The organism is Streptomyces sp. ID05-26A (assembly GCF_033794685.1).
GTDB lineage: Bacteria > Actinomycetota > Actinomycetes > Mycobacteriales > Pseudonocardiaceae > Lentzea.
On the sequence record NZ_JARAYZ010000004.1, the window covers coordinates 621210 to 638628 of the forward strand.

The following is a 17419-nucleotide window of genomic DNA, read 5'->3' on the forward strand; positions in this document are numbered from 1 at the left end:
CACAAGGCAGCCAAAATCATTTGCTCGTGCACACGCACGGCGTGTCGCGACACGCCGTCGACTCACACACGGTCACCGCGCGAAAGCTTCTGCGTAGCCACGCGTGCACGGTGGTCGGCCGCTGAAGCGCCGTAGCGCTCCAGCATCGTGTCCGAGGACCAACCAGCTAGCCGCTTCAGGTCGCGCTCCTGGCCACCGGCGAGCAGGAAGTCGTGTGCCCAGGTGTGCCGGAACCGGTGCGGGAACGCGCCCTCGATGCCTGCGGCTTCGGCCCGCACACGCACGATCTCCCGCACTCCATCTGTGGTGAGTGGGCCGCGCTCGCCGAGGAAGAACGCAGCATCGTGCACCCACCGGTGCCCAGCGCGAGCACGAAGGTAGCGATCGAGCGCGCGAGCAGTACGCGGTCCGAAGTAGACAGGCCTGGACTTGCCGCCCTTGCCCTTGACGATGACCATCTGGTTGTCGAGGTCGAGCCCGGCGACGGTGATGCCGATCAGCTCAGAGTTGCGCACGCCGCAGTCGAGCAGCACCCGCACGACCGCCTCGTCGCGGCGGTCATAGAACCGCTTTCCTTGGCACGCCTTGATGAGTGCAGCGAGCTGGTCGTCCGTCAACACCGGAACGGGCTTCTCTGGCACCTCGGGCACTTCCAGCCCGCGCATCGGGTGCTCGTCGATCACCCCCTCGGCGACGAGCCACCCGCAGAATCTGTGCAGACCCTTCCACCGGGTGCGCACCGTGCCGGGCGCGTGCCGGTCGGCGAGATCAGCCAGCCACGCCAGCACGTTCACGCGCGTCAGGTGCTCGAGGTCGGCAGTCTGGCCAGCGGCGACAAGCCACGCGGAGAAGAACCGCACAGACTGCAAGTAGATGGTGCAGGTACGTTCGCTCTTGTTCTCGGCGCGCAGGTGGCGACGGAACGATGAACCAAGATCCAGCAGCATGTCAGCCATGTCCCAGGTTATCCGGTGAGCGTGCGATGTTGTGGAAGCCACGCGGCACCAGGAAGGGCTGTTTTCCCTGCTCTAGTGCCGTTTTCTGCTAGGCTGCACCCGCAACGGCTCCCCGGGCATCTTCGGGTAGTCCGGCGGGTACGGCATCTCCCCGCGCGGATCCGCCGCGTACCACTCCAGCAACGTCTCGATCCCGAACGCCTCGGAGTCCAGTCCGGCGTGCGGATCGCCGCGCTCCTCCAGGTACTTCGGCACGGTCAGCACGTCGAAGTCATCCGGATCCACAGTGGACAGTTCGTCCCACGGCACCGGCGTGGAGACGGTCGCGCGAGGCGTCCCGCGCACCGACCAGGCGGAGGCGATCGTGCGGTCGCGGGCGGCCTGGTTGAAGTCGATGAAGACGCGCTCGCCGCGTTCTTCCTTCCACCAGGCCGAAGTGGCCAGCGACGGCGCCCGCTTCTCGACCTCGCGGGCCAGCGCGATCACGGCGTGCCGGACGTCGACGAAGTCCCAGTCGGGCCGGATCCGCACGGCGACGTGGATGCCACGGCCGCCGGAGGTCTTGGGGTAGCCGGTCAAACCAGCGTCGGCCAGGACTTCACGCAACACCAGGGCCACCCGCGCGGCGTCGGAGAAATCCGTGCCCGGCTGGGGGTCCAGGTCGATGCGCAGCTCGTCGGGGTGGTCGACGTCGGAACGGCGGACCGGCCACGGGTGGAAGTCGAACGTGCCGAGATTGGCGGCCCACACGATCACGGCTTCCGAGGTCGGGCAGATCTCGTCGGCGGGACGGCCGGACGGGAACCGGACCTGCACCGTCTCCACGTACGAGGGCGCGCCCTTGGGCACGCGCTTCTGGTAGAACGCCTCGCCCTCGACGCCGTCGACGTACCGCTTCAGCACCACGGGGCGGTCGCGCAGCACCGTCAGCAGGAACGGCGCCACGGTGCGGTAGTACTCCACCACCTGCCGCTTGGTGATGCCCCGCGCGGGGAAGTACGGCTTGTCCGGGTTGGACACCCGCACCAGCTGGTCACCGACCTCGAGCTCGATCGCCTTGGAAGCCACGCCAGAACACTAGGGCCTGTGTCGAAGTTTGGTTCGATGAAAGTCGCGCTTGAGGTGGTTCCTGGTGGTGCGGCCGGCAGGCCCGCGTACCGGTGTTGTACGTGGGCCTGCCGGCCGTGCTGCCAGGGGCGGCCTCGGGCCCGGCTGTCGCGGACCAGACTTCGACACAGGCCCTACAGGCCGCGCACGAACGCCGCGAGCGCCAGTTCGAAGCTGTCGCGGTCCAGTTCGCGGGCCACGCCCGGCAGCAGGTGGGCCCGGTCGAGGTGCGGGTAGCGGTCGGTGTAGTCGGCGGGGTCCGAGGAGAACCCGCTCGAGAACGAGCTCAGGGCCGAGCCGAACACGATGTACATCAGGCCCGCGGCGATCATCGTGGCCTCGCGGCGTGACCAGCCCGCGTCGACCAACGCGCCGTGCAGCAGGTCGAGGCGTTGCAGTGACTCGTCGCGGCCTGCGGGGCCGTAGGCCAGGAACGGCACGATGTTCGGGTGCGTCGACAACGCCGCACGGTACGAGCGCGCGCACCTGATCAGGCCTTCGCGCCAATCCACCGAGAAGCCCGAGACGTCGACCGTCGACAGGATCGTCGAGGCGATGTCGTTCAGCAGCTGGTCCTTGGTGCGGACGTGCCCGTACAGCGACGCGGCCTGCACCCCCAGCGACGCGGCGAGCTTGCGCATGGACAGGCCGTCGAGGCCGTCGCGGTCGATGATGGCCAGGGCGACCGACCTGATGCGGTCGGGGCTCAGCAGGGGGGTGCTCGGCCGGGGCATGTGAGTTAACCTAACACTGTTCGGTTAGTCGGGAGGGCCTGTGGATCTAACGCTTTCGGACGAACACCGGCAGCTCAGGGAGCTGGCCCGGCGGTTCACCGACGACCGCATCGTGCCGCACGCCCAGCGCTGGGACCGTGACGAGGCGATCGACCGGGACCTGGTCCCCGCGCTGGGCGAGGTCGGGTTCCTCGGGCTCGGCATCGACGAGCGCTACGGCGGCAGCGGCGGCGACAACCTCGCCTACTGCCTCGTCCTCGAGGAGATCGCGAGAGGCGACAGCGCGGTCCGGGGCATCATCTCCGTCTCGCTCGGCCTGGTCGCGAAGTCGATCGCGAAGCACGGCACCGAGGAGCAGAAGCAACGCTGGCTGCCCGGTCTGACCAACGGCACACAACTGGGCTGTTTCGCCCTCACCGAACCCGGCACCGGCAGCGACGCCGGCAGCCTCGTCACCAAGGCCACGAAGACGGACGACGGTTACCGCATCAACGGCCGCAAGGTCTTCATCACCAACGGCACGTGGGCCGACGTCGCGCTCGTGTTCGCCCGCACCGGCGGACCAGGCCCGAGAGGCATCAGCGCGTTCCTGGTCCCGACGGACACCAAGGGCTTCGAGGCCACCGAGATCAAGGGCAAGCTCGGCATGCGCGGCCAGGCGACGGCCGAGATCACCCTCGACGACGTCGACGTGCCCGAGGACGCCCTGCTCAGCACCGAGGGCTTCAAGCTCGCGATGGGCTCGCTCGACAAGGGCCGCATGTCCGTCGCCGCGGGCTGCGTCGGTGCCGCACGCGGGGCTCTCGAAGCCGCGCTGAAGTACGCCAAGGAACGCGAGCAGTTCGGCAAGCCCATCGCGGGCTTCCAGCTCGTGCAGGAACTCCTCGCGGACATGGCCGTCGAGACCGACGCCGCCCGGCTCCTGACGTGGCGCGTCGCCGACCTGGCCGACCGCGGCGAACCGTTCGGCACCGAGGCCAGCATGGCCAAGCTCTACGCCAGCGAGGCCGCGGTCCGGGTCGCCAACAACGCCATCCAGGTCTTCGGCGGCTACGGCTACATCGACGAGTACCCGGTCGGCAAGTACCTGCGGGACACCCGCGTCACCACCCTCTACGAGGGCACCAGCCAGATCCAGAAACTGCTCATCGGTCGCGCCCTGACGGGCGTCAACGCGTTCGTCTGAAAGGAAAGAAATGGACTTCACGCTCGACGAGGAGCAGAAGGAGATCCGCGACTGGGTGCGGACCTTCGTGCGCAAGGAGATCGTCCCGCTCGAGCCCGAGGTGCTGCGCCGCGAACGCGCGGGACAGCCCGGCCTGACGAGGGACGAGCTGAAGGCGTTGCAGGACAAGGCCAAGCAGGCCGGGTTCTTCGGTGTCCTCACGCCGCAGGAGTTCGGCGGCATGGGCCTGGGCGCGATGATGACCGCGCTCATCGAGGCCGAACTGGGCCGCAGCTTCGTCCCGTTCCGCTTCGGCGGCTACGCGGACAACATCCTGTTCCACGGCAACGAGGAGCAGAAGCAGCGCTACCTGCTGCCGACGATCTCCGGCGAACGGGTCTCGTGCTTCGCGATCACCGAGCCCGGTGCCGGCAGTGACGCCAAGGCCATCCGCACGACCGCCGTCCGGGACGGCGACGAGTGGGTCATCAACGGCGAGAAGACGTTCATCACGCAGGGCAACGAGGCCGACTTCGTCATGGTGTTCGCCGTGACGGACAAGGAGAAGGGCGCCGACGGCGGCGTCACGTGCTTCCTCGTCGACCGCGACATGGGCTGGAAGTCCGAGCCCATCCCGACCATGGGCCAGTGGGGCCCGGCGGCACTGGTGTTCGACAACGTCCGCGTGCCGCACGAGAACATCCTCGGCGAGGAGGGCAGGGGCTTCCACCTGGCGATGCAGTGGATCGGCCAGGGCCGCTACCTGCTGCCCGCCCGTGCGCTCGGCAGCGTCGAGCGGCTGGTCGAGATGGCGATCGAGCAGGCCAAGAACCGCGTCACGTTCGGCCAGCCCATCGCCGAGTACCAGGCCATCCAGTGGATGATCGCCGACTCCGCGGTCGAGATCGAGGCGCTGCGCTGGCTCGTGCTGCACGCCGCGTGGCTCGTCGACCAGAAGAAGGACTCGCGGCAGGCGCAGTCGATCGCGAAGCTCTACGGCGGCATCAAGGCCAACGAGATCGTCGACCGCGTGCTGCAGATCCACGGCGGCATGGGCTACACCCGTGAGCTGCCGATCGAGCGCTGGTACCGCGAACTGCGGCTGCTGCGCATCTACGAGGGCACCGACGAGATCCAGCGCCGCACGATCGCCCGCAACCTGCTCAAGGGCCACGCGAACGTCCGGGGCACACTGGGCTAGCTCTATCTTGGGCTGATGCTCAGCCACGACATCCTCGGCGTCGTCGAACGACAGGTCCGCACCTGGTCGGCCGGCGACGCCGAGGTGTACGCGGCGGCGACCGGCGGCTTCTCCCCCGCGTTCGCCATCCCGTTGCTGCAGCACGGCGGCCCGCAGCTCGGCCTGACCGGCGCCGACATGACCCAGGTCCTGCACGCGGAGCAGTCGTTGTGGCTGCACGGCAAGCTCCCGCCGCAGGGCTCGACGGTCGTCACGAAGACGGTCACGAACATCTACGACAAGGGCTCCGGCGCCCTCGTCGTCAGCACGTGGGAGTCGGAGTTCGCGACCACGCGCTCATCGTGCTTCATCAAAGGCGAAGGCGGCTTCGGCGGCGAACGCGGTGAGACGCGCGAGTTCACCGTCCCCGCCAGGCGCCACGAGATCAGCTACTTCCGGACGAGCGCGGACCAGGCGTTGCGCTACCGCGAGACCGGCGACGTGAACCCGATGCACCACGACCCCGAGTTCGCGCGGCGGGCGGGCTTCGCGACACCCATCCTGCACGGGCTGTGCACGCTCGGGATCACCGTGGGCCACCTGGACTTCACCGAGTTGCACGCCCGCTTCACCGCGCCCGTGACGCCCGGTGACGAGCTGCGGATCGAGCGCTGGCCGACCGGGGAGTTCCGCACGTTCGCGAACGACCGGCAGGTTCTCATCGGAACGGTTCGGTTTTCCGAAGTGGACAGCGGCTGAAATTTCGCACGATCGTGTCATGAGTAGTGCCCTGGCAACCGTGGACTCCGGAATCGAACCGGTGCGCGTGGCGGTGGAGTCCCGTGACCTGATCAGCGCGGCCGGCGTGACGCACCTGTTGAAGAACTCACCGCGCGTGCGGGTGGTCCAGGACCGCACGGACGCGCATGTCCTGCTGGCCCTGGTGAACGAGCTGTGCGCGCAACAGGCCGCACGGCTGCGCGCCTGTGGTTCCGCCAAGATCGTGGTCATCGCCGCACGCGTGCACGACCTCACACCGTCGATCGCGGCACAGGCGGGGCTCGCGATCCCGTTGCGGCGGGCCGACGTCAACGCCGAACGCCTGATCAAGCTGCTGGTCGGCGGCCAGTCGGTGCAGGACCGCACCCCGGTGCTCAACGACCGCGACCTGCAACTGCTGAAGCTGCTGGCCGACGGCGCGACGATCGCGGAGGTCGCCGCACGGTTGTTCTGCTCCGAGCGGACCGTGAAGTACGCGCTGCACCAGCTGCTGGAACGGTTCGGGCTGCGCAACCGGGTGCACGCGGTGGCGTGGGCGCTGCGCTCCGGCCTGCTCTAAGCGACCCCGAAGACGGAGGAGAGCTGCACTCGCCTGCTGATGCCGACCTTGCGGTAGACACGGGTCAGGTGCAGCTCGACCGCCCGTTGCGTCACACCGAACCGTGCCGCGATCGCTCGATTCGTCTCGCCTTCCAGCACCAGCAAGACGATTCGCGACTCGTGCGGCGTCAGCTTGTCCCACGCCGCGCACCGCGTCGGCCGGTGCTGCCGGCCCAGAGCCGCCCTCGCCTGGTCCACCAGCTCGGCCGCCCCGGCGCGTTCGGCGTCGGCCAGCGCGGCCCGGGCGGATCCCAGGGCGAGATGCATGCGGGCACGCTGGTGCAGCAACAGCACGCAGGCCCACACCGGCGGCAACGATCCCGTGCACCCGAGGCGGACCAACATCTCCCGCGCCTCGCCAGGCCGTCCGACGTCCACACAGGACGCCACGAACGCCGCCGCGCCGAATGCCACACACCCCCGCGACGGTGACGCCTGGGCGAGGTCCCGCATCAGCCGGGCGACCTCGGCGTGGTCACCGCCGGCACGGTGCGCCCACATCTCCAGCGCGGTCAGCCAGTCCCGTTCCGCACCCGTGAGCCGAACCCTCAGCTGTGGCGCGAGATCCAGCACCAGACGTTCGGAACCTCGTCGCAGCAGGCCGAGTCCGGTGAGACCGAGCTGTGGCCCGCTCTCCGGCAGCTCCCGCAGCGCGCGTTCGGGATCCTCCGGAACGACAGGAGGAACCGCGTAGCCCAGCAGGTCCTCGTCGCACTGCCACTCGAGCACCACCGCGGCGAACCACTCCCCCGCGACGGCCCGCTGCCGGACGAGCTCGTCGGCCCGGGGCGCGATCCCGCACCGCAGGTGCAGCTCCGCCATCGCCACGGCCACGTGCTCCGCGACCTCCCCGTCCATCGGCTCGCGCAGAGCGGCCCGCAGGCACCTCACCGCCTGCTCCGGCCGCCCGGCGGCCCGATGCACCCGTGCCGCGTCGTGCAGCGCCGGCGCCACCCACGACGCCCCGACGGGTTCGGCGCAGGCCACCACGTGCTCGGCGACGACGACCGGCGGATCACAGCGCCGGTGCAGGACACGGGCGGCGGCGCCGTGCAGGACCTCCCGCGACTCGGGCGTCATCTCGTGCCGGATCGCGTGGCCCAGCGCCGGCGACCGCACGCGCATCGGTTCACCGACGGCGAGACGCGCGTCGGCGAGACGTTCGAACGCGGCCAGGGTGCGGAACGAGCCCATCCCGGCGACCTCGCACAGCACGTCCAGCGACGCACTCCCCAGCACCGCCAGCGCGCGGGCGACCGCCACCGCGTCGGCGTCCAGCACCTCCCAGCTGCGCCGCACGGCCCGCAGCAGGCGTGGCAGCCGCAACCCGGGCAGCAGCGCCGGCAGCGACCCCAGGTCCGTGACCACGTCCAGCACGTCGCTCACCACCCCGGGAGCACCGCCGCTGTACTCCAGGCACAGCGCGGCCAGCTCCGGCGGGACCTCGACGTCGAAACGCCGCCGGACCATCTCCGCGACCGCGCCGGCCCCGATCGGCCGCAACGGCACCCGCACGGCGTCCACGACCGCCAGGACGTCCGGATCACAATCCCCGGCGAGCAGCACGGCTCCCCGGAATCGCGCCAGCCGATCGGCCTCTTCCTCGCTGAGCCGTTCGACGTCGTCCACGACGAGCACGGTGTGACCGTCGACACCACTGAGCGCGCGCATTCCGCGAACCGGCCTCAACCCGCTGCGCACCGCGATTGAAGACGCAACGGACAGCAATGCACTTTTACCCATACCAGTTGCACCATGCACAACGCACGAGCGAGCGCCACCGCTGAGCGCCTCCGTCAGGACGGCGATCTCCCGCTCCCGGCCCACGAGCAAACTGCCTGCGTGGCGCTGTGCGCTGCCGACGAGGCCGGGGCGAAGTGGGGCGACCATGCCGTCCAGCAAATCGCGCGCGGCCCGGCGGGACCATGCAGAAGCACCGGCAGAAGTTCCGCAGGTCTGCCCCTTCGCACAGCATCACCGGCCGAAGCACCCACGGGAAACGCGAAAACTCTTCGACCAATCAATTGGTAATCATCAGATGGCCTCGTGAACCAATTCCGCGCCCATTACGTGATTCCTCGTGTAACCAAGACGAACACTCCAGGGAGTTCCGATGCGGGTCGCGTCACGCACAGTCCTCGACTTCGTCCGGTCCGACGGCTCCACCGCTCCGGTCGAGACCGAGCTGCTCTACCGGTCGGAAGACCCCTTCGCGGTGACGATGAGGTTCCACGTCGGGGACTCCGTCGCCACCTGGGTGATGGGCAGGGACCTGCTCACCGAGGGCATGAGCAGGAGATCGGGTGACGGAGACGTCCGGTTGCGGCCGCACTCGAGCCGGGTGCTGGTGCTCGAACTCGTGTCCGACCGCCACATGACGGTGCTCCGGGTACCGGCGGGCACGCTGCACAAGTTCCTCGACGCCACCCACCGGCTCGTGCCTCCCGGCACGGAGCGGTTCGACGCCGACGCCTTCCTGAGCACCGTCCTACGCTGAGAGGCCGAGCACTTCCGCGAGGTCGTGCTGCAGCCTGGCCATGCCCGGCGACTCGTAGCCCTCGCTCTCGGCCAGCGCCCGCACCCGGTGCCGGACGGCGGCGTCGTGATCACCCACGCGGTCGCAGAGCCCCGCGATCTCGATCAGCACGGCCACCTTGGTCTCCGGGTCGGACAGCGACTCCACGGCGCCGGCCAGCTGGTTCCGCGCCTCGGCCAACCGCCCGGCGGCGACCAGCGCGCGACCACGGGTGTGCCCGGCCATCGACAGCAGGTTCGCCGATCCCCGCCCCAGCAGTTCCTCGGCCTCCGCCACCACGCTCAGCGCCTCGTCGTGCTCACCGGCCGCGGCCAGGGCGTCGGCCAGCCGCAGCACCAGCTGGGCGGCGTTCTCCAGCGCCACGCCGCGGTCGCTGCCCCGCACCGCGCGTTCCTGCTCGACGCACGCCCGGTGCGTCCCGACGGCCTCGTCGAACCTGCCCTGCCGTTGCTGCAACACACCCAGGTACGACATCGTCAGCACCACGTTCATCGGCTCGTGCGCCTCGCGGAACAGTTCGGCGGCACGCCTGGCGTGGACCACGCCCGCCGCGGGATCTCCGTCGCGGCTCTCGATGGCGGACCGGTAGTAGTGCGCCCACGCCGTCTCCGCCAGCGAGCCGCACCGCCGCGCCACCCGCAACGCCTCACGGTGCCACCGCTTGGCCTGCGGCAGGTTCGTGTGCCGCGCCACGTAGACCCAGACGACGAAGTTGAGCTGCTGGGCCTGCTTCTCCCACTCGCCCAGCGCGCCCGCCGCGGCGACGCCCGCCGTGTAGACCTCCAGCCACAGCTCACCCGTGCCGCGGTGGTCGGAGTACCAGTGCATCGCCTTCGCCAGCGCGAGCACGCGCTCGTGCGCACCGTCGGCGACGGCCTCCCGGAACGCGCCACGCCAGTTCACCAGCTCGGCGGACAACCACCTGTCCGCACCCGCGAGGTCCGCGGCGCCCTGGTCGCCGGGCACGAACGCGGACGCGGACCGGGTCGCGGTGTCCAGCAGCCAATCGCGCGTGCGCAGACGATGTGTCTCCACGTCGGGCTCGTCGCTGTGCAGCCGCTCGCGCGCGTAGTCACGGATCAGGTCGTGGAACGAGTACCGGCCGGGCGCGTCCGGGCGCAGGAGGCTCGCGTCGACGAGGTCCTCCAGCACCGTCTCGGCGTCGTCGATCCCGGCGGCCACCGCGGCGAGCGCGACGGACGTGTCCGGGCCGTGGACCAGCGCGAGCCGGCGGAAGAGCGTGGCGGCCTCGGGCGCGAGCAGGCGGTAGGACAGTTCGAACGCGGTGCGGACCTGGACGTCACCGGTCGCGAGCACGCCGAGGCGCGCGCGTTCGTCGGACAGCTGCTCGGCGAGGTGCCGCAACGACGACGTGGTGCGGCCCGCGATGGCGAGGGCCAGCGGCACCCCGCCGCACAGCGCCGCGACCCGGTCCGCCGCCTCCAGGTCGGCCGCGATCCGGTCGGCCCCGGCGGTCGCGGCGAGCAACGCGACGGCCCCGTCGTGCCGCAGTGGGCCGAGGTCGAGCCGGTGCCGGCAGGCCAGGCCCGCCAGGACGTTGCGGCTGGTCACGACCACGAGCGAACCGGGACTGGCCGCCAGCAGCGGCCGCACCTGGGCCTCGTTCGCGGCGTTGTCGAGCACGAGCAGCACGGTCCGTTCACGCAGCATCGACCGGTAGAGCCGCAGACCGTCGGCAGCGTCGGCCGGCATCTTGGCGTCCGGCACGCCCAACGCCCTGAGCAGCCGGGTGATGGCGCGTTCCGCCGACAGCGGCGACGTGTCCATGCCACGCAGGTCGAGGTGCAGGCAGCCATCACTGAACTGGTCAGCAAACCGGTGCGCCGCGTCCACCGCGAGAGAGGTCTTCCCCACGCCCGGAGGCCCGTGCACGACCACAACGTCCAGCACGGCCGACGCTGCCGCACGCCCGATGCACGCGGCTAGCTGTTGTTGCTCTGTTTCACGGCCGATGAGCGTCTCGGCAGGAGGTGGCGCACAGTCCGTGCGTTCGGGACGTGGTTGCGCGACCTCTGACGCCCGTGCGAGCGCCACGAACTCGTCGGCCTCGCCGCCTGTCAGTCCCAGCCCGGCCACCAGCAGGTCGACGGTCTGGGCCTGCGGGGTGTGCACGCGGCCGCGTTCGAGATCGCTCAGCGTGCGGACGCCCAGACCGGTCCGCGCGGCGAGTTCCTCCTGGGTGAGAGTCGCCCGCCGCCGGTAGAACCGCAGGAACTCGCTGAAGGTCGTCGCCCGCATTCCTCATCCCCCGGCCAAGCGCTCCCGCACCTCGGCGGCGATCTCGCGCGTCGCGTCCGTGTCCCACCGTTCGCACGCCGCGAGCGAGTCTCGCAGATGGCGCTGCCACGCGCTGTGCTCGCCCCGTGACTCGGCGTTGTCCGCGAGTGCCCGCAGGATGTCGATCTCCCCGATGCCGTCGCCGATCGCGCGGAACCCGGCGAGCGCCTTGTCCAGGTCCTCGTCCGATTCGGTGAGACGGCCCGCCGCGCGATGGGCGAGGCCGCGGTGCCACAACGTCGTCGCGAGCCACGACGCCATGTGCGCGCGCCGGTAGACCTGCTCGGCCTCGGTCAGCGCCTCGACGGCCTCGTCTGGCCGGTCGATGTCTATCAGCGCGAGGCCGAGCCATCCGAGCGTGCGCCCCAGTGCGGAGAGTTCGTAGATGGTGCTGGCGTAGGCGCGTTGTTCCTTGGCTACTTCTTCGTGGGCGGTCACGGCGGCGATCGGCCGGTTCATCGACCGCCACAGCACGCCGAGCACGGACCGTGCGTAGTGCTCGTCCATCGGCTCGTGCATCGACTCGATCGCCTGTAGGCACACACGTTCGGCCTCGTCGAACTGCCCGAGTCCGCTGTGCGCCGCCGACATGATCAGCCGGATCCAGCCGAGGTGCCCGTTCTCCCCCGACTCGTCGGCGATCCGGACCGCACCGGTCAGCACCTCCAGCGCCGGACCGGGCCGGTGCGCGACGTCGAACAACGCCCAGCCGAGCTGGCCGCGCACCGCGATCTCCTGCCACGGCTCGTGCGCGGAGGCGAGGGCGAGGCGGTAGACGCGTTCCCAGACCAGGCCCGGTTCGATGGCCGCGTAGTGCGACAGGGCGATCACCGCGCGGGCCACGTCCTCGTGCAGCCCCCTGGCCTGGGCCCGTTCGACGATCTCGGGCAGGAGGTCGCGGTGTTCGTCCAGCCAGCGCCTTCCTGTTGCCACGTCGGGGAAAGCCTGTCTGCGCGCCCGGACGCGCCGCGCGTCGCCTGTCTGTCCGAAGAGGACTCCCGCCGCGACCGTGGTCTCCAGGAGCCAGGCGAGCATCCTGCGGTCCGCGTCGTCGTCGGTGGCGTCGATCAGGCCGGTGGCGAACGTCCGCACGAGGCCGTGGATCGCGTAACCGCGGTCATCGGGGTCGAGCAGGCTGACGTCGGTGAGTTCCTCCAGCGCCTGCTCGGCCTCGGCGACGCCGGTGCCGGCCAGTTCAGCGGCGAGTTCCGGGGTCACGTGCGTGCCGACGAGCAGCCCGAGGCGCCGGAACACCAGCCGCGCGGTCTCGGGCAGGTGCGCCAGCGACACCTCGAACGCGCCGCGCACGTCCAGATCTCCTGCGGTGAGCGCGGCCAGGCGGCGTTCCTCGATCTGCTCGACGAGGTGGCCGAGGGGCCAGCGCGGACGGCTGGCGAGGCGGTTGCCGGCGATCCGGAGCGCGAGCGGCGACGTCCCGCACAACCGGACGAGTTCCCGCGCGGTCCCGGGATCGGCCTCCACGCGGTGGGCCCCGACGATCGACGAGAGCAGTTCGAGCGCGCACGGTTCGGTGAGCCCGCCGAGCCGGATCCACGTCGCGCCCGCCAGCCCGGCGAGCCTGCGCTGGGACGTGACGATCGTGAGGCAGCCCGGATCCGCGCGAAGTGTGCGGACCTCCTCCTCCGTGCTCGCACCGTCGAGCACGAGCAGCAGGCGCTTGCCCACGAGCAACGAGCGGTAGAGCCGCGTCTGGCCGTGCGCGTCCTCCGGCACGTGTTCGGCGGACACGCCGAGGTCTTTGAGCAACCGTTGGAGGGGCTGTGCGGAGCCCTCCAGGTCGATGAGCACCTGCCCGTCGGGAAAGCGGCTCTCCAGCAGATGAGCGGCCCTCACGGCGAGGCTCGTCTTGCCGGTGCCCGCCGCGCCGTGGACGACGACCAGCCCGTTAGAGGTTCTAGCGATGGCGTCGAGCTCTGCGTCGCGGCCGACGAGGTCCGCCACGTACATCGGCAGCGACCAGACCGGGCCGGCCGGTGCGACGCGTCCGGTCCTCGCGAGCAGGCGCAGCTCGGTGCGGTCGGGTTCGTCGAGGTCCAGGGCGTCGACCAGGGCCTCGGTCGTGCGGCGCTGGGGAGAACGGGCGCGGCCGCGTTCCATGTCGCTGATCGCGCGGACGCTGACGCCGGACCGCTCGCTGAGCTCTTCCTGACTGAGCCCGGCGTTCTTGCGGTGCTGCACGAGCCGGGCGCCGAACGTCATGTCACCGAAGTTAGTGGTTCAAACTCGTGAGCATCTGCGCACACACCCGAGAGAGGTGCCTGCGCATCACCGTCGACGCCGTCGCCGCGTCACCATCGGCGATCGCGCGGACGAGTTCGTCGTGGTCGTCCATCGACGCGTGCTGGTGCGGCGGGTCGTCGTCCAGCGCACTGCGGAGCAACACCACGCGTTGTTGCACGAGCCGCACCTGCTCGGCGATGTACGGGCTGCGGGCGGCTTCGAGCAGCGTCTGGTGGAACGCGAGGTCCAGCCGGTACGGGAACGGCTGCCCGGCCCGGTAGTTGCGCCGGCTCTCCGCGCACACGTCCTGCAACCGCACGAGGTCGACGTCGGTCCGCCGCGACGCCGCCAGTTCCGCCGCCGCGCACTCCAGCGCCGTCCGCAGCTCGAACAACGCCTTGACGTCCTCGGGGCTGGCGGCGGGCACGAACGCGCCGCGGTGCGGGACCAGCGTCAGCAGCCCCTCGGAGGCCAGGTGCCGGATCGCCTCGCGCAGCGGCCCGCGGCTGATGCCGAGCTGCTGCGCCACCTCGACCTCGTTGACCCGCGAGCCCGGGGCGATCTCCCCGGTGAGCACCTGCTCGCGCAGCACGTCCACGGCCTGTCCGGCCAGGCTGAGGTGCAGTGGGGGTGTCACCTTCGTCTCCTGATCTGGACGGCACCGGCCGTCCTCCCGTTAAAATAGCGAACATGTCAACTGTCGACAGTTGGCAGTTTCAACCCACGGTCTGGAGGGGCGACATGGCGCACGAAGTAGTGGCTGAGGTCTGGCGGGGCGACTTCCTCGAGTCGGTGCACCACGGCACCGTCGTCGCCACCGATCCGTCCGGCAGCCCCGTCCTCTCCGTCGGCCGCCCCGGCGACGTCGCGTTCCCGCGTTCGTCGAACAAGCCGCTGCAGGCCCTCGCGATGCTGCGCGCCGGCCTCGACCTCGACGGCGAACTGCTCGCCCTGGCCTGCGCGTCCCACTCGGGCGAGGACTTCCACGTCGCCGGCGCGCTGCGGATCCTGGCCTCGGCCGGTCTCGGCGAGGACGCGCTGCAGTGCACAGCGGACCTGCCGCTCGGTGAGGAGGCCCGCGCCCGGCACCTCGCCCAGGGCCTCGCCCCCGCCCCGAAGTACATGAACTGCTCCGGCAAGCACGCCGCCATGCTCGCCACCTGCGTCGCCCACGGCTGGTCCACGCACGACTACCTGGACCCGACGCACCCGTTGCAGGTCGCGACCCGCGAGACGATCGAGGACGTGGCGGGCGAGCCCGTCGCCCAGGTCGGCGTGGACGGCTGCGGCGCCCCGATCTTCGCCATCAGCCTCACCGGCCTCGCCCGCGCGTTCGGCCGCCTGGCCAGCGCCGGCGAGGGAACCCTCGAACACCGCGTCGCCACCGCCATGAACACCTACCCGCAGTGGGTGGGCGGCACCGGCCGCGACGTCACCGTGCTGATGGACGCCCTGCCCGGCGTCATCGCGAAGGACGGCGCGGAGGGCGTCTACGCGGTGGGCCTGCCCACCGGCGAGGGCGTGGCGCTGAAGATCGCGGACGGCTCGTCGCGTGCCCGCGCGGTCGTCGTCGTCGCGGTGCTCAAGCGTCTGGGCGTGGACGTGAGCGAGCTCGAGGACCTGGCCACGGTGCCCGTTCTCGGGCACGGCCGCACGGTCGGCGCCGTCAAGCCGTCGCTCGCGGTCGCGAGTTGACCGTCACCTCGGCAGTGAACGCCCGGCACACCGGAATCCCGCTCCCCTGCCGTTAGGCTGGGAGTTATGGGCGATTCGAAGGACGAGAACGAGAAGTTCCAGGAGGAGCTGATCGGCCTCGACCCCCACGACCCCGAGACGAAGGCGTTCGCCGACCATCTCGACAAGATGCAGCGGCAACGCCCCGGCTTCACCGTCGAGGGCTACCTGGAGGGCGTGCGGGACTTCGCGGACTCCGCGAACCGCACGACGGGCCACCAGCGGCTCGTCGCCGTGTTCGTCGTGGGGCTCATCCTGCTGGGCGTGCTCCTCACGGTGTGGTTCGCGCTCGGCGACATCATCGCCATCATCTTCTGACCCAGAACTCTTCTGACCCCGAACTCTTCTGGTCGCAAACGAGAACGAACCCTTAACAGGGTCTTACGGCGCCGCACCCCACACCTCTCCCCGGGAAGCCTCAGAGGCGTACCGGAGTTATAAAGAGACATGGAACCTGTTGTCGGCGCCACCCCCAAAGTCGTGCGTTCCGAAGAGGAATGGCGCGCCCTGCTCGACCCCGCCGAGTTCGCGGTGCTGCGGCAGGCAGGCACCGAGCGTCCCTACACCGGCGAGTACACCGAGACCAAGACCGAGGGCCTCTACGAGTGCCGTGCCTGCGGAGCCGAACTCTTCCGCAGCGACACCAAGTTCGACTCGCACTGCGGCTGGCCGTCGTTCTTCTCACCGCTGGCCGGCGACTCGGTGATCCTGCGTGAGGACCGCGCCCTCGGCATGAAGCGCGTGGAGGTCCTCTGTGCCGCGTGCCACAGCCACCTCGGGCATGTTTTCGAGGGCGAGGGGTACCCCACTCCGACGGATCAGCGTTACTGCATCAACTCCGTCTCCTTGAAACTCGTTCCGTCCGAATAGGAGACTGAGCCTGGGTCCGGCCACCCAGGGCCGGACAGACCTGGGAGGCGCAATGAACTTCTCCACCGCCCTGCGGGGCACCGACGGCGAAGGCTCCGGCGGAGTCGACGGCGGCTCGTCGAGCTAGCCATAAGCCGTGAGAACGACCGGAAGTCCGGCAACCCTAAGGCTTCGTCAACAAGCCTTGTGAGGCTGTGGCGCGGACCACACCATTGACTCACCGAAGCATTTCGGGGCAGTCAGGGGGTGGGTCGCATGGAGCCTTGGGGGTTGTCCGGGCCGGAGTTCCTTCAGCTGTACTGGGTCGCGCTGGCGCTGGCGGTGCTGGTCGCGATCGTCGTCCGGGTACGCGTGCGGGCGGGTCACGGCACCCAGCCCGTGCGCTCCCTGGACATGGACGAGCTCGCCTATCTGGCGGGCGGTCCGAGGCGGGTCGTCGAAACGTCGATCGCACGCCTGCTCACCGCGGGTGAGCTCAGGACTTCACGGCGTGGCACCGTTCAGGCCACGTCCACCACGCAGTCGCTCAACAAGGTGGACCGGGCGGTCATCACGGACTGCCAGCGCTACACCAACCGCACGGTCAATCTGATGATCCCCGCCGTCGCGGGCGACAGCGTCGTCACGAGCATCGGGCAACGCCTCGAGGACATGGGGCTCCTCGTCAACCGGGCCGTGGTCAAAAGCGCGCTGCGCAAGGGATCCATCGCACTGTGGGTGCTGCTCGCGATCGGGGTGGCACGCTGGGTGAACGGCATCGCGCTGGACTTCCCCGTCGGCTGGCTCACGGTGCAGCTCGTTCTCACGGGGCTGTTGATCCTGCTCCTCACGCGAGGCGGCAAGCACGTCCGCAGCGGCAAGGGCAACAGCGTCCTCAGCACCGCTCGTACGACGAGCACCAGGGCGTCGGGCAGCGTGGACGAGGTCGTGTACGCGGGTGCGGCCGGCGCGGTTCTCTTCGGCGGACTCCTGGTCTACCCGGACCTGGCGGTGCGCAGCTCACTGCTCGCGTCCGGTTCCAGTGGCGCCTCCAGCAGTGGTAGCTACGGCTCGTGTTCGTCCAGTTCTTCTTCGTGTTCAAGCGGAAGCAGCTGTGGCGGCGGCGGCGGGGGTGGCTGCGGCGGCGGCGGAGGCGGCTGACCCAGTTCGTTCGGTCCTATTCAGGTAACAACAGGAACCCAGGGGTAGATCTCACGTCGAAGATGCACTGACACCAGT

The 17419-nt window shown here is 70.1% G+C and carries 16 protein-coding genes; 9 read left to right on the forward strand and 7 right to left on the reverse strand.

What is annotated here, in order from left to right; genetic code table 11:
- Positions 1–62: 62 nt before the first annotated feature.
- From PV646_RS34235 to PV646_RS34245, 3 genes are all read right to left on the reverse strand, one after another.
- Entirely contained in the window at positions 63–956 is an 894-nt protein-coding gene (locus PV646_RS34235) for a tyrosine-type recombinase/integrase (RefSeq protein ID WP_500346445.1), read from the reverse strand.
- Positions 957–1028: 72 nt separating this feature from the next.
- Positions 1029–2024, reverse strand: coding sequence for a non-homologous end-joining DNA ligase (gene ligD / locus PV646_RS34240; protein ID WP_500346446.1), 996 nt, complete (start codon positions 2022–2024; stop codon positions 1029–1031).
- Positions 2025–2197: 173 nt separating this feature from the next.
- Positions 2198–2797 carry a TetR family transcriptional regulator gene (locus tag PV646_RS34245; protein WP_500346447.1) on the reverse strand — a complete coding sequence of 200 codons (600 nt, stop codon included), beginning with the start codon at positions 2795–2797 and terminating at the stop codon, positions 2198–2200.
- Between the two features lie 40 nt (positions 2798–2837).
- Between PV646_RS34245 and PV646_RS34250 the strand changes: the two genes are divergently transcribed.
- Genes PV646_RS34250 through PV646_RS34265 form a run of 4 tightly spaced genes read left to right on the forward strand, consistent with a single transcriptional unit; the run spans position 2838 to position 6481 of the window.
- A complete protein-coding gene (locus PV646_RS34250; protein WP_500346448.1) occupies positions 2838–3983 on the forward strand; it encodes an acyl-CoA dehydrogenase family protein in 1146 nt (381 codons plus the stop codon).
- A gap of 10 nt (positions 3984–3993) precedes the next feature.
- Positions 3994–5163 (forward strand): acyl-CoA dehydrogenase family protein, encoded by a 1170-nt coding sequence (locus PV646_RS34255; RefSeq protein WP_500346449.1) that lies wholly within the window; start codon positions 3994–3996, stop codon positions 5161–5163.
- A gap of 15 nt (positions 5164–5178) precedes the next feature.
- The gene (locus PV646_RS34260; RefSeq protein WP_500346450.1) at positions 5179–5901 is read left to right on the forward strand and encodes a MaoC/PaaZ C-terminal domain-containing protein; all 723 of its coding nucleotides are present in this window, start codon (positions 5179–5181) and stop codon (positions 5899–5901) included.
- 19 nt (positions 5902–5920) lie between these two features.
- Positions 5921–6481, forward strand: coding sequence for a helix-turn-helix transcriptional regulator (locus tag PV646_RS34265; protein WP_500346451.1), 561 nt, complete (start codon positions 5921–5923; stop codon positions 6479–6481).
- On the opposite strand, the gene PV646_RS34270 is transcribed toward PV646_RS34265, so the two are convergent.
- A complete protein-coding gene (locus PV646_RS34270) occupies positions 6478–8193 on the reverse strand; it encodes a LuxR C-terminal-related transcriptional regulator (RefSeq protein ID WP_500346452.1) in 1716 nt (571 codons plus the stop codon). The genes PV646_RS34265 and PV646_RS34270 overlap by 4 nt on opposite strands.
- A gap of 442 nt (positions 8194–8635) precedes the next feature.
- Between PV646_RS34270 and PV646_RS34275 the strand changes: the two genes are divergently transcribed.
- Positions 8636–9019: an SsgA family sporulation/cell division regulator gene (locus PV646_RS34275; RefSeq protein WP_500346453.1), complete on the forward strand. Its 384-nt coding sequence runs from the start codon at positions 8636–8638 to the stop codon at positions 9017–9019.
- On the opposite strand, the gene PV646_RS34280 is transcribed toward PV646_RS34275, so the two are convergent.
- Genes PV646_RS34280 through PV646_RS34290 form a run of 3 tightly spaced genes read right to left on the reverse strand, consistent with a single transcriptional unit; the run spans position 9011 to position 14234 of the window.
- Positions 9011–11317, reverse strand: coding sequence for an ATP-binding protein (locus PV646_RS34280; RefSeq protein ID WP_500346454.1), 2307 nt, complete (start codon positions 11315–11317; stop codon positions 9011–9013). The genes PV646_RS34275 and PV646_RS34280 overlap by 9 nt on opposite strands.
- Positions 11318–11320: 3 nt before the next feature.
- Entirely contained in the window at positions 11321–13576 is a 2256-nt protein-coding gene (locus tag PV646_RS34285) for a helix-turn-helix domain-containing protein (protein WP_500346455.1), read from the reverse strand.
- Positions 13577–13586: 10 nt separating this feature from the next.
- Positions 13587–14234, reverse strand: a complete 648-nt coding sequence (locus PV646_RS34290; RefSeq protein WP_500346456.1) for a GntR family transcriptional regulator — start codon at positions 14232–14234, stop codon at positions 13587–13589.
- A gap of 104 nt (positions 14235–14338) precedes the next feature.
- On the opposite strand from PV646_RS34290, the gene PV646_RS34295 reads away from it, so the two are divergent.
- The 4 genes from PV646_RS34295 to PV646_RS34310 all read left to right on the forward strand — a co-directional run bounded on the left by PV646_RS34295 (position 14339) and on the right by PV646_RS34310 (position 17341).
- A complete protein-coding gene (locus PV646_RS34295) occupies positions 14339–15292 on the forward strand; it encodes an asparaginase (protein WP_500346457.1) in 954 nt (317 codons plus the stop codon).
- Between the two features lie 66 nt (positions 15293–15358).
- A complete protein-coding gene (locus PV646_RS34300) occupies positions 15359–15649 on the forward strand; it encodes a hypothetical protein (protein ID WP_500346458.1) in 291 nt (96 codons plus the stop codon).
- A 129-nt stretch (positions 15650–15778) separates the two neighbouring features.
- Positions 15779–16201 carry a peptide-methionine (R)-S-oxide reductase MsrB gene (msrB, locus tag PV646_RS34305; protein WP_500346459.1) on the forward strand — a complete coding sequence of 141 codons (423 nt, stop codon included), beginning with the start codon at positions 15779–15781 and terminating at the stop codon, positions 16199–16201.
- A gap of 255 nt (positions 16202–16456) precedes the next feature.
- Positions 16457–17341 (forward strand): TIGR04222 domain-containing membrane protein, encoded by an 885-nt coding sequence (locus PV646_RS34310; RefSeq protein WP_500346460.1) that lies wholly within the window; start codon positions 16457–16459, stop codon positions 17339–17341.
- Positions 17342–17419 lie beyond the last annotated feature (78 nt).